Genomic DNA, 22180 nt, shown 5'->3' with positions numbered 1-22180 from the left:
AGGACTAATCTTGACGGGCGCTTTATCATAAAAACGACGCCACGTCACTATTCTTCGTCAAACGCAAAAGGCCGGTCGATGACCGGCCTTCCAATGCGGTGGTGGCAATCTCTGCTTACTTGCAGGATTCGACCTGCTTCAGAGCTGCTGAAATGCCCTGCAGCGAATAGGCGTAGGACGTCTTGGTGCCGCGACCGGATACGGCGCTGACGCTCATCTTCTGACCGGTGCGCATCGCTGCAACGAGAGCCGGTTCTTCGGCGGCGTTCTCGACCCAAGCGGCCTTGTCCTTGGTGAACATCGTGAAGTTCTTGTTGTCGATCGTCACGGTGACCTTGGAATTGGTCTGCATCGTGTAGCCCATCATCGCCTGCGGTTCGTAGGAGATGTTCTGGCCCGGGCGCTGCGACACGATGAAGAAGATATCGCCGTGATCGACGCTTGCAGGCTCCTTGGTCGTCGGGACGGACAAGACGTAGCAGACCGTAGCCGCGCCCTGCTTGTAGGAATACGCACCCCACGCCTTGAACTGCTGGATGCGGTTCGGCGTCTGGGCGGAAGCGGTACCCGTGCCGGCGCCAAGTCCTGCGCCAATTCCGGCGAGAGTAAGCGCCAATGCGATTGCGACGGTTCTAGCGGCCATGATCTCCTGCCAATTTTCGTAATTTCAAGGGCCCGAGCCGGGCCAGTACGGACATGCCTTCTCGGCGTCATGTCTGGGCGTCATATGCGGCGTCCCAACGGTCGGGTCCCATTTTGACTTCATTCCGGTTACCAAAGAGTCAACACTATCGGTTGGATGCTGAATATGTAGTGAACCGGGATGTGGTCGAATGCGGCGCAGGGTTGCGTTTGATGATGCCCGTTCCAGACGTCGGGTTTTCTGGGCGCATCACTCAACAACGATTTGGGCAAGAGTTTGTCCGTCCGATGACGCAGGCCGCAGCACTTTGAAACTACGTATAAATCCTGCTTAAAACCGCTACCCGTTTTTCTACCGATACGGTAGGATAGTCGCAAAGCTGACGCCTACTCACAAAGAAAGCCTACTGCCGGTTAGATGCTAGGGGACGAGAGAGACCGCTTCGCCCGCCTGGTCAGGGCAGTGGCTGCAACGCGTGATCAAGACGCGTTCACTGCGCTTTTTGATCATTTCGCGCCACGCCTGAAATCCTGGCTGATGAAGCGCGGCATGAATTCGGACGAGGCAGAAGAACTCGTCCAGGATGTCATGACCATCCTTTGGCATCGTGCCAGCCTCTATGATCCCGCAAGATCAAGCCTGTCGACCTGGCTGTTCCGGGTCGCACGAAACCGCCACATCGATGCAAAGCGCCGCGCCCGAAACCGCAAGTTTGACGGCCAGGAGACATTTCTTGCCTTGGCGGAGGTACCGGGCGTCGACACCCTGTTTGAAAGCAAGGAGCGCGACGAGCGGGTCCGTGATGCCCTTTCTCAGATTCCGGACGAGCAAATGAAGCTGGTGCGGGCCGCCTTTTTCCTGGGTCAGTCCCATTCCGAAATCGCCGCTTCGACTGGGCTTCCGCTGGGCACCGTAAAGTCGCGCATCAGGCTGGCGTTCGAGCGCCTGCGGCGAGCACTGGAAGAGACTTCACCGAACTGAAGCGGCGGGGCGGCCGGATCAGCCGCTCGTCTTCATTCCGGCTGCAATATCGGGGTGATCGGCAAGCGCGCTGTCTGCTGCGTCGTAATGTCCGTCGTTGATATGGCCCTGGATCATGCGCAGAGCCGCAGCAAGAACCGCGATATCATCGCTGAACCCGACGACCGCAAAGAAATCTGGGACGATGTCGATGGGGAGAATGAAATAGGCAAGCGCTGCCAGCAAGGTCCCGCGAACGCGCAAGGGTGTTTTTCGGTCCACGGCGCAGTAATAGGCGGCGACCAGATCGCGGCTGAATGGAATTTGCCGCGCGGCTCGCCGCATCGTCGGCCAGAACCTGGCACGCACCTGCTCTTCCCGGCGATCCTGCGTTTTTTCGTCGCCGGGCAGAAGGATCTCGCCGATCTTGACGTCATCCACGCTCATTCCGTCACTCCAGATGCTCGCTTCAATGCATCAGCATATGGGAATGCCGGTGTGAAGTTCAATTCCGGGGCGTGACGATCCGTGCGCGAAATGCCTCGTCCATGGCTCGCGCCAGCTTGAAATCACGATCTGTCAGTCCCTTCTTCGCATGCGTGGTGAGCTGCACCTCGACTCGCGAATAGCTGTTGGACCAATCCGGATGATGGTCGAGTTTTTCGGCCGCCAACGCGCATTCCGTCATGAACCCGAAGGCTTGGGGAAACGACGCAAAGACAAAGCTCCTCGTGATCGCGTCGCCATCCAGGCCCATCGTCCAGCCATCGAGAGTGGCGATCTCGCGCTCGATCGCTTCTCTGTCCAGCACCTCATAGGCCATCAGCATACCTTCGCCAGAGACTAGAAACGGTGCTCGGCTGTTTCCATCTCGTCCTGGGCATAGCCGTAGCTGAGCTCGCGCAGCGGGAAGATTTCCTCCGTCAGGTAGGGCCCGCCACCGCAGGATTCCTTGGAAGACATCAGCACGAAACGCGGAACGAGAAAGGGCGCGGTGTGAAAATTCCCGCGCCCTGAAAGGTAATGTACGACTTCATCGAGTCGGCAGTGTTTGAGACGTGCCAAAGTGACATGCGGCGTGAATTTCCGCGGATCCGGCGCCAGTCCGAGACGCTGGCAGATCCGCTCGGTTTCCCCCTGCAGCGCGTGAAGTTCGGGCGACGGGGAGACGCCGGCAAAGATGGAATGCGGCTTCTTCGATCCGAACGAACCGATACCTGTCAGCTTTAGCTGGAATTCCGGACGGTCGATCCGGTCCAGCCGGTCGACGATCTCGTCTGCGGTCCGTCCGTCGATGTCGCCGATGAAGCGAAGGGTGATGTGATAGTTCTCCACATCGATCCACCGTGCGCCGGGGATGCCGCCACGAAGCAGCGACAGGCTCATGGCGACATTGCGTGGAACTTCGAGGGCGATGAAAAGTCTCGGCATAGGGACCTCCTCGAATCTTTTGCAGATGCTAACAGCGGAACATGCAACTCGCTTCCGCGCAAGATATTATTTTTGCTGACTACCGATGTCCCCAAGGAAGGCTTCGACGGAAGGAAGGCTCTTTTCGACCATGGCCGCGACACCCTTTGCGTTTGGATGCATGCCGTCTTCAAGCTGCATTCCGGCAACCGTGGTCACGCCATCAAGGAAGAACGGATAGAGCGGCAGCGCGTGTTTCTTGGCGAGCCTTTCGTAGATCGGGTTGAACTTCTGCGCATAGTCGCTGCCCATGTTCGGCGGCGCCATGATGCCAACCAGATAGATCGCAATGTTGCGCGCCTTCAGCCGCGTGATCATCGCATCGAGGTTCTTTTCCGTCTGCTCGGGTGCGATGCCGCGCAGCGCATCGTTGGCGCCAAGCTCAAGGATCACGCCATCAGTGCCATCTGGAACCGACCAGTCGATGCGTCCAAGCCCGCCGGAACTGGTGTCGCCGGACACGCCGGCATTGTTGATCGCCACATTGAGGCCCTTCGCCTTCAGCGCTGCCTCGAGCTGGGCGGTGTAGGATTCTGCCGGCGCCAGTTGGTAACCGGCCATCAGACTGTCTCCAAAACCGACGATCTGGAGGGTCTTGTTCTGGGCGAAAACCGGGGCTGCGGTCAGTGCTGCCAGTATCATGACGAGGAATTGAAGCGGTCTTGCTTTAAAACGCACGATCGGTCTCCTAGATTTGGGCTTAACCGCAGCGCGGCATGAATTGCTCTTGAAGCCTATATAGGACGGTCTGCATTGACTAAAACCATCATCACGCTGCGAAAAGCCGATCTCACCCTCGGCAGCGCGGCGGCATCCGTTCACGTTTTGAAGAGCATGGATCTTGACGTCGACGCAGGAGAAGCGGTCGGCATCGTTGGTCCCTCCGGTTCCGGCAAATCGACACTGCTGATGGTGCTGGCCGGCCTCGAACGCCTCGACAGCGGCGAGATCGTCATTAACGGCCAGGCGCTTCACAACCTTTCCGAAGATGCGCTGGCGGATTTCCGCGGCCGCAATATCGGTATCGTCTTCCAGTCGTTTCACCTCATCGCCAACATGACCGCGCTCGAAAACGTCGCGGTCCCGCTGGAGCTTGCGAATGCGAAAGATCCGTTCGAGATCGCCCGCCGCGAGCTGACAGCCGTTGGCCTCGGTGAGCGGCTGCACCACTATCCCGGCCAGCTCTCCGGCGGCGAGCAGCAGCGCGTGGCGATCGCCCGCGCACTCGCCCCCTCGCCTGCCGTGCTGATCGCGGACGAACCAACCGGCAATCTCGATACCGAGACCGGGCGCCAGATCGCCGACCTTCTGTTTTCCAAGCAGGCCGAGCGCGGCATGACGATGATCCTCGTCACCCATGACATTTCGCTTGCTGCCCGCTGCTCGCGCCAGATCCGCGTCCGCTCCGGCGAAATCATCGACGACGGAGCAGGCGCTCCGGCCGTTCAGGTCGCATCCGTATGATGGTCGCGGTCCCCCGGCTGAAAATTGCACTGCGCCTGGCATTGCGGGAAATGCGCGGCGGCCTTAGCGGCTTCTACATCTTTCTCGCCTGCATCGCGCTTGGCACCGGCTCCATCGCCGCTGTCAATTCCGTTTCGCGCGCCATTACCGAAGCGATTGCCGGCCAGGGCCAGCAACTGCTTGCCGGCGATATTCGTTTTGAGCTGAACAACCGCGAAGCGACCGAACAGGAACGCGCCTTCTTGAGCGGGCTCGGCGAGATGTCTGTCTCAACCGGCCTTCGCTCCATGGCCCGCAAGCCGGATGGATCCGAACAGGCGCTGGTCGAGGTCAAGGCCGTCGACGGCGCCTATCCACTCTACGGAGAGTTTAAGGCCGAGCCGGCCGCGCCCCTGCAGGAACTCGTCGCCAAACAGGGCGAGACCTTCGGCGCACTGGCCGTTCCGCTTCTGCTCGAGCGCCTCGGCATCAAGACCGGCGACGAACTGTTGCTCGGCAATATCAGGCTCGTCCTGCGCGGCACGATCGCGTCGGAACCGGACGCGGTGTCCGATGGCTTCGGCTTTGCGCCCCGCCTGATGGTCAGCCGGGAAGCGCTGCAGGCGTCGGGCCTGATGGCAAACGGCAGCCTTGTCGAACACGCCTACAAGATCAAGCTGCGTGATCCTGCCAGCCGGACCGGGTTGGCCGATCGCGCCAACCGCGAATTCCCGGCAGCCGGCTGGTCGATCCGAAGCAGCGACCGCGCAGCCCCCTCGCTTACCGAAAACGTCGAGCGCTTCTCGCAGTTTCTGACGCTGGTCGGCCTCACCGCGCTGATCGTCGGCGGTGTCGGCGTGGCGAACGCCGTGCGGGCCTTCCTCGATGCCAAACGCACCACGATCGCCACGTTCAAATGCCTCGGCGCACCCGCAACTGTTGTCACGCTGATCTACCTGTTCCAGATCATGGTTCTGGCAGTGATCGGCATTCTGGCCGGCCTCGTCATCGGCGCCGTTTCGCCCATCGTGGCACTGCGCTTTCTCGAAGGCGTGCTTCCGGTACCGGATGGCATCAACATCTATCCGTCGGCGCTTGGGCTTGCCGCCCTGTTCGGTCTGCTGATCACCTTTGCCTTCGCCATTCTGCCGCTTGGACATGCGCGCGAGGTCCCTGCCACAGCTTTGTTCAGAGAACAGAGTTTCGACACGGGCCGGCTTCCATCCTGGCCGTATCTGGCAGCCGCAGGCGCAGCACTCGCCGCTCTCGCAATCCTTGCGATCTTCTCGTCCGAAAATCACTTCGTCGCCTCGGTCTTCCTCGGCGCGGTCGCCTGCGCGTTCGTGCTGCTGCGGCTTGTGGCGGCGCTCATTGCGTGGCTTGCCCGTCGTGCCCCGCGCGTCAGTTCGCCGGCCTTGAGGCTGGCACTCGGCAATATCCACCGTCCCGGCGCCCTGACGCCCTCGGTCGTGCTCTCGCTCGGCCTCGGTCTGGCACTCCTGGTGACGCTGGCGCTGATCGACGGCAACATGCGCAACCAGCTGACCGGCAACATCGCCCGCAACGCGCCGAACTTCTTCTTCGTCGATGTCCAGAGCGCCGAAGTCGATGGTTTCCGCAAGCTGCTGCAGGAGCAGGCACCCGGCGCCAAGCTGTTCGAGGTGCCGATGCTGCGGGGTCGCATCCTCGCCTTCAACGGTCAGGATGTCAGTCAGATGAATGTTCCGGCAAAGGGCCGTTGGGTTCTGCGCGGCGATCGCGGCATCACTTACGCCAAGAACAAGCCGGAAAGCTCGACCCTGACGCAGGGTGAATGGTGGCCGGCCGACTATGACGGCGAGCCTCTCGTTTCATTTTCGGCGGAAGAGGCAGGCGAACTCGGACTGAAACTCGGTGATACGGTCACCGTCAACGTGCTCGGCCGCAACATCACCGCCAAGATCTCCAGTTTCCGCAACGTCGAATGGGAATCGCTGTCCATCAACTTCGTCATGGTCTTCTCGCCCAACACGTTCCGCGGCGCGCCGCATGCCTGGCTTGCGACCCTCACCGATCCATCGGCAACGGCGCAGCAGGAAGCGACAATCCTGCGCTCCGTCAGCAATGCCTATCCGACCATCACGAGTGTTAGGGTCAAGGATGCGATCGATATCGTCGATCAGTTGATCGGCCAGCTGGCAACCGCGATCCGGGCAGCGGCCGCCGTGGCGCTGATCGCTTCGGTGCTGGTGCTTGCCGGGGCGCTTGCGGCCGGAAACCGCGCCCGTACCCACGATGCCGTGATCCTGAAGACGCTGGGCGGAACGAGATCCATGCTCATTCGTGCCTTTAGCTACGAATACATGATCCTCGGCTTCGCCACCGCCGTGTTTGCGCTTCTGGCCGGCGGCGTATCCGCCTGGTTCATCGTGTCGCGCATCATGCGCCTTCCCTCGACCTTCCTGCCAGATGTGGCGATCATCACGGTTGTGGCCTCGCTGGTGCTGACCGTCGGCATCGGGCTTATCGGCACGTGGCGGGTGCTGGGCCAGAAGGCGGCGCCGGTCCTCCGGGAATTGTGATCGGGAGCTTTGGGATCCATTGCGTTCCTTCCCCCTTGTATAGGCGTGGTTATCGCCTCATATTTGATGGTAGGCTTGCTGGGCTCCGCAGCGGCGCCTGGGTCTGACCGTTAGGGCCCGACACCGTGACAAATTCCGGAGCTTGAAGAGGATACTATGGCTGACTTCAACAACTATCAAAACCGAGCCGCCCAGACGGGTGCGCAGTCCGGTGCGATGATCGATGAAGGCCTGCGCGCCTATATGCTCAAGGTCTACAACCTGATGGCACTCGGCCTGGCAATCACCGGCATCGCGGCATTCGCGACCTGGCAGATGGCCGTCGCCGATGGCCAGCTGACCCCCTTCGGCCAGCTGCTGTTTGCAAGCCCTCTGCGCTGGGTCGTGATGCTGTCGCCGCTCGCCGTCGTGTTCTTCCTGAGCTTCAGGATCAACAAGATGAGCGTAAGCGCCGCCCAGGCAACCTTCTGGGGCTACGCTGCCCTGATGGGTCTTTCGCTGTCGTCGATCTTCCTGGTCTTTACCGGCCAGAGCATCGTGCAGACGTTCTTCGTGACCGCAGCTTCGTTCGGCGCTCTGTCGCTCTACGGCTACACGACGAAGAGAAGCCTGTCGGCAATGGGCTCGTTCCTGATCATGGGCCTGTTCGGCCTGATCATCGCCTCGATCGTCAACATCTTCCTGGCGTCTTCGGCACTCGGCTTCGCGATCTCCGCGATTGGCGTGCTGATCTTCGCAGGCCTTACCGCCTACGACACGCAGAAGATCAAGGAAATGTACTACGACGCGGATGATGCGACGGTCATGGGCCGCAAGGCGATCATGGGCGCCCTGACGCTCTACCTCGACTTCATCAACCTGTTCACCTTCCTGCTTCAGTTCATGGGCAACCGTAACAACTGATCCACGAAGTGGAAGACAGACCAGACGACAAACAAGAAGGCGGCCGCAAGGTCGCCTTTTTTGTTGCCCGCCGGGAGGCTGCGTCATAGGCTTGCTGCCTCACCTCAAGCCCCAAGTCCTGCCATGCCCCAGCACCTTCGCGACGTCACAACCGACGACCTGCCCGCCATCACGGCCATCTACCGGGACAGTGTGCTGAACGGCACCGCAAGCTACGAGATCACCCCGCCTGATCTGAAAGAGATGACCGCGCGCTTCCACGCCATCCGCGAGAAGGGCTATCCTTACATCGCCGCCATCGACGACGCCGGCGTCCTCATCGGCTATGCCTATGCATCCGCCTTCCGCACGCGGCCGGCCTATCGCTGGCTGGTAGAGGATTCGATCTATCTCTCTCCGGGGGCGCGTGGAAAGGGTGCCGGGAAGGCACTGCTGCAGGAACTGCTCAGCCGCTGCACAGCGCTCGGCTTTCGCCAGATGGTGGCCGTGATCGGTGGCGCAAGCCCCGCATCCGTCGCGGTCCACAAGAGCCTAGGCTTCGAAATGACCGGTACGCTGAAAGGCACCGGCTTCAAGCACGGTCAGTGGCTGGACACGGTCCTGATGCAGATTGCACTCGGCGAGGCTAGGGATACACCGCCTGACCCGACGGTCTATCCCGGTTCGCTGTTCACCGAGTGAACCAGTTCAGTCGATGAGCTTCAGCGCCTTGTCGAACACTTTCAACACCTGTGGCAGCTCGTGACCACGCTTCAGGATCACGCCGTTCGTGTTGATGACGGAATAGGCACCCTGCTTGTTGGCAAGCTTGGGGTTCTTCTCGATCCTGAACAGCGGCAGCTCGCCCGATCGCTTGAAGATCGAAAAGACGGCCTTGTCCTTCAGGTGGTCGATCGCGTAATCCTTCCACTCGCCCTCGCCCACCATCCGACCATAGATCCACAGGATGGAGTCGAGCTCTCGACGGTGAAATGTCACGGGCGCAGGATCGAGGCTCTGTCGGTATTCGCTGAGATTGACGACGACGGCAGCATCGTGAGGCCGGTGGCCCCTCGGAAATTCAGGCTGATCGGTCATCAAGACTCCCAATCATAGATGTCAAAGCAGTGACAGTGTGCCCCGACATTTTAGAAATTGCAACGCTGCCATACCAGGTTACCGGCTGCCGCGATGTTTTCTGAGAAAGCCGTATTTCGGTCAAAACAGCGCCCGAATTGCAAGCGAGATTGCAGATGTTGGTTTGGCGCGTTCTTTAGCGCCATTTGGCCCGGTTCGGTTCGCTGACCCTTACCCCCAGCCCCCCAGTGGATTTGGACCGGGCCGCCAACAAACTTCCCGTCGAAAAGAATGAGCGCGCGGCGCTCCGCGACCAGCTTGCTGGTGAGCGGTGTTGGTATGCCCTGTCAGTCGTCCAGCTTCTTGCGCCCGGCCATCAGGATTGTTGCGCCGATGATCTCGGCCGGCTCGCCATTCGGGCCCGATGCCTGAAGCAGGATTGCGCAACCGTCCTTCTTGGACTTGCCCATCAGCTTGCCTGGCAGCTTCAGCGACATGGTCTGGCCGTTCCACATGCCAACGGACTGCACGTCGTAGACGCTATGCCAGTAATCCATGTTCTTGCCGCTGTTTTCGCCCTTCGTCACCTCGACCTGCTGCTTCTTCGTGAAGTAGGCGACGACGACTTCGGCCTCGGCCGGTATCTGTGCATTGCCGGCGCCGATCTCGATCTCGATCTCGTCTCCGTGCATGGCAGCCGAGACGGGAACAACCAGCCCCTCTCCCTTGCTGCGCATACCATCGACCTTGGAGTTGATGCCGACCAAGTCCGTACCTTTGACATGGTCGCGACCGTTGATGATGGCCTGCGGCGTGTACACGCCGCTGCGGCCCATCGTCTTGGCATAGCCGTACTGACGCTCGGTATTCTCTTTGGAGGCAAGCGTATCGGTCCAGCCGAGATAGTTCCAGTAGTCGACGTGATAGGACAGCGCCACGACGTCGCCCTGGGCCACAAGCTGGCTGAACGTGGTGTCCGCAGGCGGACAGGAGGCACAGCCCTGCGAGGTGAACAGTTCCACGACGCCCTTCGGGGCCTTCGATTCCCCTGCCGAAGCCGTACCTGCCATCAGCAGACCGGCAACAAGGAGCATGGAGCGAAAACGAAGCAGCATGAATGGCAAACCCTTTGATAGGTTGTTTGTTATCCACGATTGCGAGGGGCAATCAAGGCCATAACGGTGGGACGCCGGATAAGTAACCGCGGCACCGGTTCAAGAGGAAGTCACGAACGGGTGAGGATCCGACATGTGATCGCTCTCTCAAGATACCGTGTCCGATCTGTTTTGCCGGTCAAAACAGGCTGAGCAACCCCTGGGTCAGGTAGACCGCGCCGACGCCGGTCACCACCCATCGGGTCCAGCTCCGAAAATTGGCGTCCGTCATCTTTTGCAGGATACCATTGCCCGCCCGAGCGCCCAGGATGGCGATCGGCGCGGCGATCAGCACCGCCACCATGTCGACGGTCGGAAGGTTCGAAGCGGCATCCCAGTAGAAGGCGATCTTTGCCAGATGCGAGATCGTCTGGATCGACGCCTTGGTGGCGATGACCTTGCGCCGGTCCATCTCTGTGCGAATGAAGAAGATATCGACCGTCGGACCTGCCACGCCGACGCTGATCGTCATGCCGCCGGACAGCAGTCCAGCCAGAAACGCATGCGAGGGACGGGACGCATCGAGCTGCAGCCTGTTGACCGGCAACCAGACGAGAACAGGCATCAGGCCGACACCGATCAGAACCACGATCAGGCTTGGCATATAGCTCGTCAGAAACAGGATGAGGGCGGAAACCGCCACACCAGAGCACAGGATCGAGAGGATCTTCCAGTCGATATAGGCACGGGAGAACCAGGCGCGGGATCCGTTGGAGACCATCTGGATGACGCCCTGGATCGCGATGGCGGTGCCGACCGGATAGAGAAACAGCAGGACCCACAAGAGGATCAGCCCGCCCGCCATGCCGAAAATCCCAGACAGAAGCGACGTCAGGAAAACCGTAACGGCCATGCCGATAAAAATGATGAGGGACAAGGAATGAAGACCTTAACGTCGGTGGCCAAGGCGAAATGCTCACCACCGCATCCCCGTGCTGGTCAGGGGAATTGAGCGACCCGGCACATGCAAGGTCGGAAAACCGGTTCTCCAGCCCAGGAGTTTAGGCTGACGAAGTCTTGCGAAAAGCACATCCAGGCGGGTGAGCCGATCGCCGTCAAAGAATGTCCACCCGCCGGTCTGACCGGCGGGTGGAGGATTTTCATTAAGCGACAAGATCGCGAAGAACGGTCTGCAGAATGCCGCCGTTGTTCATGTAGATCACCTCGTCCAGCGTATCGATGCGGCAGAGGATGTTGATTTCCTTCACCGAACCGTCGCCATAGGTGATCTTTGCGATCTTCCATTCGCGCGGCTTGATATCGCCTTCGAGACCGACGATCTCGACCGTCTCGTCACCCTTGAGGTCGAGCGAAGCCCAGGTCACGCCCTCTTCGAAGACGAACGGGACGACGCCCATGCCGACCAGGTTGGAGCGGTGGATACGCTCGAACGACTGGGCGATGACTGCCTTGACGCCGAGCAGGTTGGTGCCCTTTGCAGCCCAGTCACGCGAGGAGCCGTTGCCGTATTCGACGCCGGCGAAGATGACCAGCGGCGTGCCCTCGTCCTTGTACTTCATGGCCGCATCGTAAATCGACATCTCTTCCTTGGACGGATAGTGGATGGTGTAGCCACCTTCCTTGCCGTTCGGGCCGAGCATGTGGTTGCGGATGCGGATGTTGGCGAACGTGCCGCGCATCATGACTTCGTGATTGCCGCGACGCGTGCCGTACTGGTTGAAGTCGGCAACGGCGACGCCGTTCTCCGAAAGGTAAGCACCAGCTGGCGAAGCAGCCTTGATCGAACCGGCCGGCGAGATGTGGTCGGTGGTGATCTTGTCGCCGAACAGGCCAAGCACGCGTGCGCCGTGGATGTTCTTGAGACCGGTTCCCGTCTTGCCCATGCCGACGAAATACGGCGGGTTCTGCACATAGGTCGACTTGTCGTCCCATGCATAGGTGTCGCCGTCAGGGATCTGGACTGCCTGCCAGTTCTCGTCGCCCTTGAACACGTCCGCATACTTGCTCTCGAACAGTTCGCGGGTGACGTATTTCTGGATGAACTCCTGGACTTCCTTGGAGGTCGGCCAGACGTCCTTGAGGAATACCGGCTGGCCATCGCTGCCGATGCCGAGCGGTTCCGTGGTCAGGTCCTTGCGTACCGAGCCGGCCAGCGCGTAAGCGACGACGAGCGGCGGCGAAGCCAGGTAGTTGGCCTGGACGTCAGGCGAGATACGGCCTTCGAAATTGCGGTTGCCGGAGAGAACGCCGGCGGCAATCAGGCCCTTGTCGTTGATCGTCTTGGAGATCGGCGCCGGCAGAGGACCGGAATTGCCGATGCAGGTCGTGCAGCCGAAGCCAACGAGGTTGAAGCCGATCGCATCGAGCGAATCCTGCAGGCCCGACTTGGCGAGATATTCGCCAACGACCTGGGATCCCGGTGCAAGCGACGTCTTCACCCAAGGCTTGGACGTCAGACCCTTGGCGACTGCGTTGCGGGCGAGAAGGCCTGCAGCGATCAGCACCGATGGGTTGGACGTGTTGGTGCAGGACGTGATGGCGGCAATCGCCACATCGCCATGGCCGAGATCGTAATCCGTGCCTTCAACCGGGTAGCGGTTTTCAAGCTGGCCCGGCTTCTTGTAGTCGGTGTCCATCGAACCGGCAAAACCGGAGGCGATGTTCTCGAGCGAGATGCGACCTTCCGGACGCTTCGGGCCCGCCATCGACGGTACGACGTCGTTGAGGTCGAGTTCCAGCGTGTCGGTGAAGACCAGCTCGGCACCATCGGTGTCGCGCCACATGCCCTGAGCCTTCGAATAGGCTTCGACGAGCGCAATGCGCTCCTTGGTGCGGCCGGACATGTGGAGGTAGCTGACGGTTTCGGCGTCGACCGGGAAGAAGCCGCAGGTTGCGCCGTATTCCGGACCCATGTTGCCGATCGTCGCGCGGTCTGCGACCGGCATGTTGTCCATGCCCGGGCCGAAGAATTCGACGAACTTGGAAACCACGCCCTTCTTGCGCAGCATCTGCACGACGGTCAGCACGAGGTCGGTCGCGGTAACGCCTTCCTTGAGCTTGCCGGTCAGCTTGAAGCCGATGACTTCTGGCAGAAGCATCGAGACCGGCTGGCCGAGCATCGAGGCTTCCGCTTCGATACCGCCGACGCCCCAGCCGAGAACGCCGAGACCGTTGATCATGGTCGTGTGCGAATCGGTGCCGACGCAGGTATCCGGATAAGCGACGGTTTCGCCGTCCTCTTCACTGGTCCAGACCGTCTGACCGAGATATTCGAAGTTCACCTGGTGGCAGATGCCGGTGCCGGGCGGAACAACGCGGAAGTTCTTGAACGCCTGCTGTCCCCACTTGAGGAAGCGGTAACGCTCGCCGTTGCGCTCGTATTCGAGCTCGACGTTGCGGGCAAAAGCGGTCGGCGTGCCGAATTCATCGACAATGACCGAGTGGTCGATGACGAGATCGACCGGAACCAGCGGGTTGATCTTTTCAGGATCGCCGCCGAGTGCCTTGATGCCGTCGCGCATGGCTGCGAGATCGACGACTGCCGGAACGCCGGTGAAGTCCTGCATCAGCACGCGGGCTGGACGATAAGCGATCTCAGCCTCGGCCAGACCCTTGTTGTTGAGCCATTCGGCAACCGACAGGATCTGGTCCTTGGTAACGGACTTTCCGTCTTCGAAGCGCAACAGGTTTTCAAGCAGAACCTTCATCGAGAAGGGCAGTTTGGAAACGTCCGGCAGACCATTCTGCTCGGCTTTCGGAAGGCTGTAATAGACATAGTCCTTACCGCCTACGGTAAGGACGGAGCGACAATTGAAACTGTCGACAGATTTAGCCACGGATAAACCCCGCTGATGTAAGAGCCAACACGCGCGTGCGGACGCCTATGCACTTCATGCACATCAGGATGCGGGTACGACCATTTCCGCTGTCCGCACGAAAGGACTTTTGATGATCCTCAAGTTCGGCGCTAGATGAAAATCACGCCGGCCGCTGGCGTGTTGCGATGCTTATAGATAATTTCTAAGAAGCGTTCCAGACACTTTGACGCAGGTCGCCAAACATTTTTTGGTAGCGGTGTGATCGAAGGCTTAATCGGGTCCAAAAAGGCATAGACCATATGCGGCTGATTGCCGAAAATCTGAGCGCCCGGCGCGGCGAAGATCTGATCTTCCAGGGCGTCTCCTTCGCACTGTCTGGCGGCGAAAGCCTTGTTCTGACGGGGAAAAACGGATCAGGAAAATCCACGCTGCTGCGCGTCGTCGCAGGCCTCCTGCGCCCCGAAAGCGGCACCGTCACCTGGCAGGCGGACACGGCTGACAAGGGCATGCGGGCCGCCGAAGCCTGTCATTACCTCGGCCACCGCAACGCCATGAAAGCCGAGCTTTCCGTGCATGAGAACCTGACATTCTGGCAGAAGTTTTTCGGAGCCTCGCCGCAGGGCAAATCTCTTCCGGTCGACGAAGCGGCCGACGCGGTCGGCCTTTCCGACATCACCCATCTGCCGTTCGGATATCTTTCCGCCGGCCAGCAGCGGCGCATGGCATTTGCCAAGCTTCTCGTCTCCTTCCGGCCGGTCTGGATCCTCGATGAACCGACCGCGGCACTCGACGTGAGTGCGGAACGCGTGTTCACCGGGCTGATCGAATCACATCTCCGAAACGGCGGCATCCTGATCGCCGCCACCCACCAACCGCTCGGGCTGGAGAACGCCCAGGAATTGCAGATGGCGGGTTTTGCCAGCTTTGCGGAGGAGGTCTGGTGATGACCGCTCTCCTTCTGCGCGATCTGAAGCTCTCCGTGCGTGCCGGCGGTGGCGCGCTGATCGGCGTCTTGTTCTTCATCACGGTTGTCGCCGTCATTCCCTTCGGCGTCGGTCCCGATCTCAACCTCCTGTCGCGAATCGGTCCGGCTATCGTCTGGATCGGAGCGCTCCTCTCCGCCCTGCTCGGCCTCGACCGGATGTTCCAGACCGACCGTGAGGATGGATCGCTGGACGTGATGTTGATGCAGGAGCACCCGCTGGTCCTGACCGTGCTTATCAAATGCCTGGCGCACTGGATCGGCAACGGTTTGCCGCTGGTCATCGCCTCGCCGCTGCTTGGCCTGTTCATGAACATGAACGAGGTGGCAATCGGCGCTACCATGCTGACGCTGCTGGTCGGCACGCCGGCACTCACCTTCATCGGTGCCGTCGGCGCAGCTGTGGCGGTCACCCTGCCGCGCGGCGGGCTGCTTGTCTCGATCCTCGTCCTGCCGCTTGCCGTGCCGGTGCTGATCTTCGGGGTAAGCGCTTCCTATGCGGCGGTGGAGGATCCTGCTCCATTCCTGCCGCCTTTTCTGATACTGGTGGCAATCACGATGTTTTTTGCAGTGCTTGGGCCCCTTGGCGCAGCGCTCGCTTTGCGAAACGCCGGCGATTGATTAGATGGAACCTCTTCTCGTCCTGAAGTAGAAAACCCAGATGTCCGAAAGCCTTGCCATCACCAAATTCAGCGATCTCGCCAACCCGACCCGATTTCTCGGCCTGGCGTCGCGCGTCCTGCCCTGGCTGTCGGCGGTGACCGCGATTCTATTTGCAGCAGGCCTCTATCTGAGCTTTGCCGGCGACGGCGACTATCAGCAGGGGCTGACGGTTCGCATCATGTATGTGCACGTGCCCGCGGCATGGCTGTCGATGATGTGCTACACGGTGATGGCGCTTTCGGCGATCGGCACGCTCGTCTGGCGCCATCCGCTGGCGGACGTTGCCCACAAGACCGCCGCCCCGCTCGGCGCCGCTTTTACGCTGATCGCTCTTGCCACCGGCTCGCTCTGGGGCAAGCCGATGTGGGGAACCTGGTGGGTCTGGGACGCGCGGCTCACCTCCGTCTTCGTGCTGTTCCTGATGTATCTCGGCCTGATCGCGCTCAACCGCGCCATGGATGATCCGGGCAAGGCCGCACGCCTTTGCGCCATCCTCATCCTGGTCGGCTTCGTCAACATTCCGATCATCAAGTTCTCGGTGGATTGGTGGAACACGCTGCATCAGCCGGCAAGCGTCATTCGCATGGGCGGATCGAGCATCGACGGGTCTTTCCTGCGGCCGCTGCTTGTGATGGCACTGGCCTTCACGATGTTGTTCTTCACCCTGCACATCGCCGCCATGCGCAACGAGATCTGGCGCCGCCGCGTGTCGGCGCAGCGCCGGATGGCAGCAAGAATGGCCGGCGACAAACCCGGCCTGACGACTGAGATGAGCACGTGACATGAGCCACACATTCTATATCGCCATGTCCTATGGAATTGCCGGCCTCGTCTCGCTCTGTCTGATCGGCTGGGTCTGGCTCGATGGCCGCGCCCGCCGAAGGGAGCTTGCGCAGCTCGAAGCCGCCGGCATCCGCCGCCGCTCGGCAACGTCGCCGGCGCCGGAAGGCGGCAAGGCATGAGCGCCGAACCCTCGTCCTCGCAGGACATCCAGCCGAAACGTCGCGGTCTTGCCCGTTACGCATTCGCGCTGATCCCGCTTCTTGCTTTCGCAGGCTTTGCCGCAATCGCCGGCAAGATGCTCTACGACCAGGATGTCAACGGACGCGACATTTCCGCCATTCCGTCAGCCCTGATCGGCAAAAAAGCGCCGTCCCTGGCGCTGCCGCCTCTCGAAGGGTCCCGGACGCAAGCGCTGACCTCCTCTGCCATTTCAGGCAAGCTGACGCTGGTCAATGTTTTCGCGTCCTGGTGTGTCCCCTGCCGGCAGGAACATCCGATCCTGAAGCAACTGGCAGAAGACAACAGGCTCACCATCGTCGGCATCAACTACAAGGACCGCAACGACAACGCGCTGCGCTTCCTCGGCGAACTCGGCAACCCCTACAAGGCGATCGGCATCGATCCGAACGGCAAGTCCGCGATCGACTGGGGCGTCTACGGCATTCCGGAAAGCTATCTGGTCGGCCCCGATGGCACGATCCTCTACAAGAAGGTCGGCCCCTTCGACACCCGCAGCGTCACCCAGGATCTGCTACCGGCAATCGCGAAAGCGGCAGCGGGAAAAGGCTGAGCCGCCGCTTGCTGATTCCAGACCTTGCTCAACGCCTCACAGCGCGTTTTGCCAAACCTTGATGGCATCCACCGGCCAGACCAGCATCAGCACATTCAGTGTCAGGTTGTCGCGGATCAGCCAGCCGGTGAAGAGTTCGAAGAACAGGGCGATGCACACCGTGAGCCAGACGGGCGCACGCGCGGCAAAAAGGAAGCCGAGCGCCATGAACACCGTGTCCATCGCCGAGTTGATGATGCTGTCGCCCGAATAGCCAAGCGCCATCGTCGCGGTCCGGTAGCGGTCGATGATAACAGGCGAATTCTCGGCGATCTCCCACGCGGCCTCGATGAGGACAGCAAGCGAGAACCGGGCCGGAATAGGCGCGCGGCGCAGGATCAGCCAGCCCAGGCCGTAGAACAGGAAGCCATGGATGATGTGGGACGGTACATACCAGTCGCCCAGATGCTGGGAATTGCCCGGCGAGTTCACCTCAGGCTCGAACAGTTTTATGTAGCCGCATTCGCAGATCGGAACGCGGCCCATCGCGTAGAGAATGACGATCTGCGCCACAAACAGCACGAGTGCTGCGACAAGCCAGCGTCGTCCCGATGAACCGCTTGGCGGCAGGACCCCGGCAGTCACACTTCGGAACCCGTTTTCGGCTCTTCGACGGAGTGGCGCATGATCAGCGGCATCTGCGAAAGGGTGAACAGGATGGTGATCGGCATCGTGCCCCAGACCTTGAAGTTGACCCAGGCCTCGTCGGAGAAATTGCGCCAGACCACCTCGTTGAGGACGGCGAGAAACAGGAAGAAGATCCCCCAGCGCAGGGTGAGCTTTCTCCAGCCCTCTTCATTCAGGCTGAAGGCGGCGTTGAAGACATAGCCGAGCAGCGACTTGCCGAAGAAAAGCCCGCCGAGCAGCACCACGCCGAACAGCGTGTTGACGATGGTCGGCTTCATCTTGATGAAGGTTTCGTCCTGCAGCCAGATCGACAGCGACCCGAATACCATAACGACCACGCCCGAGACAAAGGGCATGACCGGCAGGTGCTTGAAGACGATCTTGGAGATCACCAGCGAGATCACCGTGGCAACCATGAACAGCGCGGTTGCCACCAGAAGCGGGCCGCCGACGGCCGAAAGTGCCGGGAATTTCTGCACCAGCCATTCGCCGCGCAGGTTGCCGAAGAAGAACACCAGGAGCGGCCCGAGCTCCAGCGCCATTTTCAGGCCCGGATGCTGCTTTTCTTCCTTGGTCGGCTTGGTGTCGCTCTCAATCGTCTGCATGGGGTCCAACTTCAAAGCCAGTGATTGCCTGGAGCAAAATCGTTTCTGTGTGTCATCAATGGGGCGCGGGCGCCAGCCCGGCGATCGCTTCGGCGAAATCCTTGGCCTCGAAAGGCTCGAGATCGTCGACCCCTTCGCCGACGCCGACGAAATAGACCGGCAGCTTGTGCTTGGCGGCGATCGCGACAAGGATACCGCCGCGCGCGGTGCCGTCGAGCTTGGTCATGATCAGACCGCTGACGCCGGCGATATTGCGGAAGATCTCGACCTGGTTCATCGCATTCTGGCCCGTCGTCGCATCGAGCGTCTGCAGCACCGTATGCGGCGCGTCCGGATCGAGCTTGTTCAGCACGCGAACGATCTTTTCGAGTTCCGCCATCAGCTCGGTCTTGTTCTGCAACCGGCCGGCCGTGTCGATGATCAGCACATCCGACTTGTTGGCACGCGCCTGTTCGAAAGCGTCATAGGCAAGACCCGCCGCATCGGCGCCGAGCTTGGTGCCGATGAACTGCGATCCCGTCCGGTCGGCCCAGATCTTCAGCTGCTCGATGGCAGCGGCACGGAACGTATCGCCGGCGGCCAGCATCACCTTCAGCCCCGAGCCCGAAAGTTTTGCCGCCAGCTTGCCGATCGTCGTCGTCTTGCCGGTGCCGTTGACGCCGACGACGAGAATGACATGCGGCTTGTGGCTGAGATCGAGCTGCAACGGCTTGGCAACCGGCGTCAGCACCCTGGTGATCTCCGCCGACATGATGCGCGACACATCCTCGCCGGTCACGTCCTTGCCGTAGCGTTCGGAAGACAGCGTGCCGGTGATCCGCATGGCGGTCTCGACGCCGAGATCGGCCTGGATCAACAGATCCTCGAGATCCTCGAGCGTCTGGTCGTCCAGCTTGCGCTTGGTAAACAGCGCCGCGATCTGGCCGGTGAGCTGCGACGAAGTCCGCGACAGGCCTTCGCGCAGACGCTGGAACCAGGTGAGTTTGGCCGGCGGCAAGATGGTGACCGTCTCCGGTGCCGCACTGGCGGTGGAAAAGCCCTTGGGAAGAACGGGCGTCGGCAGTGGAGCGGAATCGACATCTGCGGCCGCTTCCGCTTCCAGCAGCGACAGTGGCACGAGCCCGAGTTCGGAGGTTTCCTCGACACCCGGGAGAATGGCACCCTCGTCCTCTGCGGCAGCCTCGGAACCCGGCTCGTCGACGTCAGCCATATCGGCAGGCTCATCCGACGCCGGTCCGCCGGCAGTCTCCATCTCGATCGCGGCCACCGGATCGACAGCGGCGACGGGCAGGTCTTCCGCGCGGGTCTTGGGTTCAAGCTCCGCCTGAACGGCATCCGCTTCTGTGATCGGCGCCGGAGCGCGATCTTCGACCTGTTGTTCGGGGGGGACGTCGCCGAAGGTGAAGACGCGTTTGATGAAACTCAGTGCCATAAGAAATCCGTTCCGGTCAGGCCGCCCGCTCTGTGGCGGGAGCGGCCATGACCCGCATGTCGAGATGTTTGCCGTTATGGCCAGTTATCATAATGCGCTGGATGTGCCGGGGAACCAGCCCCGGCACGGCGACCAGCGAAAAGTTTTCGGTATGCGCCAGGCCGTTGTTTTCAACGATGACGATCTGTTCGGTCCCCACCATGCGGTCGAGGTGGGCATTATGCAACGCTTCACCCGTTGCACGAAGTCGCGCGGCACGGTCCTTGACCAGAGCCCGGTCGAGCTGCGGCATCCGCGCAGCCGGCGTTCCGGGACGCGGGCTATAGGGGAAAACATGCAGGAAGGAAATGCCGGCGTCTCGCGCAAGCGTCGCCGAATTTTCAAACATCTCTTCCGTCTCGGTCGGAAATCCGGCGATCATGTCGGCGCCGAATGCGATCTCGGGCCGCAGCCGGCGGGCCTGTTCGATAAAGGCGAAGGCTTCGCGGCGACTGTGGCGGCGTTTCATCCGCTTGAGGATCATGTCGTCGCCATGCTGCAGCGAGAGGTGCAGATGCGGCATGAAGCGCGGCTCGTCGGCGATCAGATCCCAGAGGTGATTGTCCGCCTCGATACTGTCGATCGAAGACAACCGCAGCCGCAGTATATCAGGCACCTGCCTCAGAAGCGTCTTCGCAAGAAGCCCGAGGGTCGGCTGGCCGGGAAGGTCGCCGCCGTAGCTGGTGGCATCGACGCCGGTCAGCACGATCTCGCGATACCCGCTTTCGGTTAGCCTGCGCGCCTGTTCGACGACCGCGCCCATCGGCACCGAACGGGAATTGCCGCGACCGTATGGAATGATGCAGAAGGTGCAGCGGTGATCGCAGCCGTTCTGGACCTGGATGAAGGCCCTCACGTGACCGTCGATATGACGGATCATCTGCGGCGCCGTCGCCTTGATGCTCATGATGTCGTTGACGCGCAGCTTTTCTTCCGACGACACGCCGAAATCCGGCAGCGCGCGATAGGATTGGCTCTTCAGCTTTTCCTCGTTGCCGAGCACCATGTCCACTTCGGGCATGTCGGCAAACGTCTGCTTCTCGGTCTGGGCGGCGCAACCCGTGACGACGATGCGGGCATGAGGATTGTCACGACGCACGCGGCGGATCGTCTGGCGGGCCTGGCGCACGGCTTCGGAGGTTACCGCACAGGTATTGACCAGCACGGCATTGTTGAGCCCTGCCTTTTCGGCCTCCGCCCGCATCACTTCCGATTCGTAGGTGTTCAGCCGACAGCCAAAGGTGATGACCTCGACGCCACTCAATGGACCTTCGCCCCTTGGTAAGCGCCCTGCCCCAATTCTTCGTCACGCGAAAATTCACCGGTGACCGGATCGACCTTGCCGGACCATTCCCATTCCGCAGGCCCGGTCATCACCACGTGATCGTCTTCACGCCACTCGATGACGAGCGGCTGCCGGGTGGGCGCTGAGGCAACATCGATGGTCACGGTGCGACCCGTGCGGCCGGTGCGCGCAGCGGACACGCCGGCGGCACAGGCGGCGGAACCGCAGGCAAGCGTCAGCCCCGCGCCGCGTTCCCATGTGCGGGTACGCAGCGACGTTTCCGATGTCACCTGCGCCAGCGTGATATTCGCCTTTTCCGGAAAGATCGGATGGTTTTCGAGAAGCGGTCCGAACCGTTCCAGATCGAAGTCCATCGGGTCGCGATCGACCCAGAAGATCGCGTGCGGATTGCCGATCGCCATCGCAGACGGCGAATGCAGGATCGGCGCATCAATCGGGCCGATCTGCAGCTCGATCCGGCTGGTGTCGTAGAATTCTTCCGACAACGGGATCTTGTCCCAGGCAAAGGCCGGCTTGCCCATATCGACCGAGATCGTGCCATCCTCGTGCTCACGCGCATTGAGAATGCCGGCAACCGTCTGGAAGGTGAAAACCTTGCGGCCGGTCTCGGAGCTCAAGGCCTGCACGACGCAGCGCGTGCCGTTGCCGCAGGCCTGGGCCTTGCTGCCGTCGCAGTTCAGGATGTCGATAAACGCGTCGGTACCCGCTATCTTCGGATCGTGGATCGCCATGATCTGGTCGAACTGGGTCGCAGCATCCGCGTTGAGCGCAACGGCTGCTTCCGGCGTGACCTTGTCGGCGCGACCGCGCATGTCGATGACCAGGATCTTGTTGCCAAGCCCGTTCATGCGCGCAAATTCGACCTGTTCTGCCATGATTGCCAACCCGTGCGGTAATTTACCGGTCATCGGCCGTATATGGCGGAAAACGCCATGAATTGCCAGT

General features: G+C 61.0%; 24 protein-coding genes. 10 read left to right on the top strand and 14 right to left on the bottom strand.

Features of this window, described 5'->3' with window-relative positions; genetic code table 11:
• Nucleotides 1–115: 115 nt before the first annotated feature.
• On the bottom strand, nucleotides 116–643 hold the full coding sequence (locus AC0JZ8_RS07280; RefSeq protein WP_062462391.1) for an invasion associated locus B family protein: 528 nt from the start codon (nucleotides 641–643) through the stop codon (nucleotides 116–118).
• 417 nt (nucleotides 644–1060) lie between these two features.
• Between AC0JZ8_RS07280 and AC0JZ8_RS07275 the strand changes: the two genes are divergently transcribed.
• Nucleotides 1061–1624: a sigma-70 family RNA polymerase sigma factor gene (locus AC0JZ8_RS07275; RefSeq protein ID WP_062462388.1), complete on the top strand. Its 564-nt coding sequence runs from the start codon at nucleotides 1061–1063 to the stop codon at nucleotides 1622–1624.
• Nucleotides 1625–1642: 18 nt separating this feature from the next.
• Here the strand turns inward: AC0JZ8_RS07275 and AC0JZ8_RS07270 are convergent, their stop codons facing one another.
• The 4 genes from AC0JZ8_RS07270 to AC0JZ8_RS07255 all read right to left on the bottom strand — a co-directional run bounded on the left by AC0JZ8_RS07270 (nucleotide 1643) and on the right by AC0JZ8_RS07255 (nucleotide 3751).
• A complete protein-coding gene (locus tag AC0JZ8_RS07270) occupies nucleotides 1643–2044 on the bottom strand; it encodes a YkvA family protein (protein ID WP_471893337.1) in 402 nt (133 codons plus the stop codon).
• 64 nt (nucleotides 2045–2108) lie between these two features.
• Nucleotides 2109–2426, bottom strand: coding sequence for a 4a-hydroxytetrahydrobiopterin dehydratase (locus AC0JZ8_RS07265; protein WP_192087067.1), 318 nt, complete (start codon nucleotides 2424–2426; stop codon nucleotides 2109–2111).
• A gap of 20 nt (nucleotides 2427–2446) precedes the next feature.
• Nucleotides 2447–3034, bottom strand: coding sequence for an RNA 2',3'-cyclic phosphodiesterase (gene thpR, locus AC0JZ8_RS07260; RefSeq protein ID WP_062462385.1), 588 nt, complete (start codon nucleotides 3032–3034; stop codon nucleotides 2447–2449).
• Nucleotides 3035–3100: 66 nt separating this feature from the next.
• Complete coding sequence (locus AC0JZ8_RS07255; protein WP_062462382.1) at nucleotides 3101–3751, bottom strand: arylesterase; 651 nt, start codon at nucleotides 3749–3751, stop codon at nucleotides 3101–3103.
• A gap of 75 nt (nucleotides 3752–3826) precedes the next feature.
• Between AC0JZ8_RS07255 and AC0JZ8_RS07250 the strand changes: the two genes are divergently transcribed.
• The 4 genes from AC0JZ8_RS07250 to AC0JZ8_RS07235 all read left to right on the top strand — a co-directional run bounded on the left by AC0JZ8_RS07250 (nucleotide 3827) and on the right by AC0JZ8_RS07235 (nucleotide 8661).
• A complete protein-coding gene (locus AC0JZ8_RS07250; RefSeq protein WP_062581638.1) occupies nucleotides 3827–4537 on the top strand; it encodes an ABC transporter ATP-binding protein in 711 nt (236 codons plus the stop codon).
• Nucleotides 4534–7077, top strand: a complete 2544-nt coding sequence (locus AC0JZ8_RS07245; protein ID WP_471892162.1) for an ABC transporter permease — start codon at nucleotides 4534–4536, stop codon at nucleotides 7075–7077. Before AC0JZ8_RS07250 ends, AC0JZ8_RS07245 begins: the two co-directional genes overlap by 4 nt.
• Nucleotides 7078–7233: 156 nt before the next feature.
• Nucleotides 7234–7980: a Bax inhibitor-1/YccA family protein gene (locus AC0JZ8_RS07240; RefSeq protein ID WP_062581634.1), complete on the top strand. Its 747-nt coding sequence runs from the start codon at nucleotides 7234–7236 to the stop codon at nucleotides 7978–7980.
• Nucleotides 7981–8103: 123 nt separating this feature from the next.
• Nucleotides 8104–8661, top strand: coding sequence for a GNAT family N-acetyltransferase (locus AC0JZ8_RS07235; RefSeq protein ID WP_062462370.1), 558 nt, complete (start codon nucleotides 8104–8106; stop codon nucleotides 8659–8661).
• Between the two features lie 6 nt (nucleotides 8662–8667).
• Here the strand turns inward: AC0JZ8_RS07235 and AC0JZ8_RS07230 are convergent, their stop codons facing one another.
• From AC0JZ8_RS07230 to acnA, 4 genes are all read right to left on the bottom strand, one after another.
• Complete coding sequence (locus AC0JZ8_RS07230; protein ID WP_062462366.1) at nucleotides 8668–9057, bottom strand: DUF2794 domain-containing protein; 390 nt, start codon at nucleotides 9055–9057, stop codon at nucleotides 8668–8670.
• Nucleotides 9058–9383: 326 nt separating this feature from the next.
• Entirely contained in the window at nucleotides 9384–10151 is a 768-nt protein-coding gene (locus AC0JZ8_RS07225; RefSeq protein ID WP_471892161.1) for a DUF1223 domain-containing protein, read from the bottom strand.
• A 178-nt stretch (nucleotides 10152–10329) separates the two neighbouring features.
• Nucleotides 10330–11067, bottom strand: coding sequence for a TSUP family transporter (locus AC0JZ8_RS07220; RefSeq protein ID WP_471892160.1), 738 nt, complete (start codon nucleotides 11065–11067; stop codon nucleotides 10330–10332).
• A 226-nt stretch (nucleotides 11068–11293) separates the two neighbouring features.
• A complete protein-coding gene (gene acnA / locus AC0JZ8_RS07215) occupies nucleotides 11294–13987 on the bottom strand; it encodes an aconitate hydratase AcnA (RefSeq protein WP_062462356.1) in 2694 nt (897 codons plus the stop codon).
• Between the two features lie 281 nt (nucleotides 13988–14268).
• On the opposite strand from acnA, the gene ccmA reads away from it, so the two are divergent.
• From ccmA to AC0JZ8_RS07190, 5 genes are read left to right on the top strand one after another with little or no spacing between them, the layout of a single operon-like run.
• Nucleotides 14269–14913 (top strand): heme ABC exporter ATP-binding protein CcmA, encoded by a 645-nt coding sequence (ccmA, locus tag AC0JZ8_RS07210; protein WP_192085688.1) that lies wholly within the window; start codon nucleotides 14269–14271, stop codon nucleotides 14911–14913.
• A complete protein-coding gene (gene ccmB / locus AC0JZ8_RS07205; RefSeq protein ID WP_192085686.1) occupies nucleotides 14913–15572 on the top strand; it encodes a heme exporter protein CcmB in 660 nt (219 codons plus the stop codon). The genes ccmA and ccmB overlap by 1 nt, the downstream gene beginning before the upstream one ends.
• A gap of 40 nt (nucleotides 15573–15612) precedes the next feature.
• The gene (locus AC0JZ8_RS07200; RefSeq protein WP_471892159.1) at nucleotides 15613–16395 is read left to right on the top strand and encodes a heme ABC transporter permease; all 783 of its coding nucleotides are present in this window, start codon (nucleotides 15613–15615) and stop codon (nucleotides 16393–16395) included.
• Between the two features lies 1 nt (nucleotide 16396).
• A complete protein-coding gene (ccmD, locus tag AC0JZ8_RS07195) occupies nucleotides 16397–16576 on the top strand; it encodes a heme exporter protein CcmD (RefSeq protein WP_062462343.1) in 180 nt (59 codons plus the stop codon).
• A complete protein-coding gene (locus tag AC0JZ8_RS07190) occupies nucleotides 16573–17187 on the top strand; it encodes a DsbE family thiol:disulfide interchange protein (RefSeq protein ID WP_062462340.1) in 615 nt (204 codons plus the stop codon). The genes ccmD and AC0JZ8_RS07190 overlap by 4 nt, the downstream gene beginning before the upstream one ends.
• Before the next feature lie 36 nt (nucleotides 17188–17223).
• Here the strand turns inward: AC0JZ8_RS07190 and AC0JZ8_RS07185 are convergent, their stop codons facing one another.
• From AC0JZ8_RS07185 to dapF, 5 genes are read right to left on the bottom strand one after another with little or no spacing between them, the layout of a single operon-like run.
• Nucleotides 17224–17796: a DUF2585 domain-containing protein gene (locus AC0JZ8_RS07185; protein ID WP_471893336.1), complete on the bottom strand. Its 573-nt coding sequence runs from the start codon at nucleotides 17794–17796 to the stop codon at nucleotides 17224–17226.
• Nucleotides 17797–17807: 11 nt separating this feature from the next.
• Nucleotides 17808–18458 carry a septation protein A gene (locus AC0JZ8_RS07180; RefSeq protein ID WP_471892158.1) on the bottom strand — a complete coding sequence of 217 codons (651 nt, stop codon included), beginning with the start codon at nucleotides 18456–18458 and terminating at the stop codon, nucleotides 17808–17810.
• Between the two features lie 55 nt (nucleotides 18459–18513).
• Entirely contained in the window at nucleotides 18514–19890 is a 1377-nt protein-coding gene (ftsY, locus tag AC0JZ8_RS07175) for a signal recognition particle-docking protein FtsY (protein ID WP_471892157.1), read from the bottom strand.
• Between the two features lie 16 nt (nucleotides 19891–19906).
• A complete protein-coding gene (mtaB, locus tag AC0JZ8_RS07170; RefSeq protein ID WP_471892156.1) occupies nucleotides 19907–21193 on the bottom strand; it encodes a tRNA (N(6)-L-threonylcarbamoyladenosine(37)-C(2))-methylthiotransferase MtaB in 1287 nt (428 codons plus the stop codon).
• Nucleotides 21190–22110, bottom strand: a complete 921-nt coding sequence (dapF, locus tag AC0JZ8_RS07165) for a diaminopimelate epimerase (RefSeq protein ID WP_471892155.1) — start codon at nucleotides 22108–22110, stop codon at nucleotides 21190–21192. The genes mtaB and dapF overlap by 4 nt, the downstream gene beginning before the upstream one ends.
• Between the last annotated feature and the right edge of the window lie 70 nt (nucleotides 22111–22180).

The sequence above is a fragment of the Velazquezella soli genome (assembly GCF_977018685.1).
The sequence above is the reverse complement of the archived record's forward strand: the minus strand, read 5'-3'. Positions and strand labels throughout refer to the sequence as shown.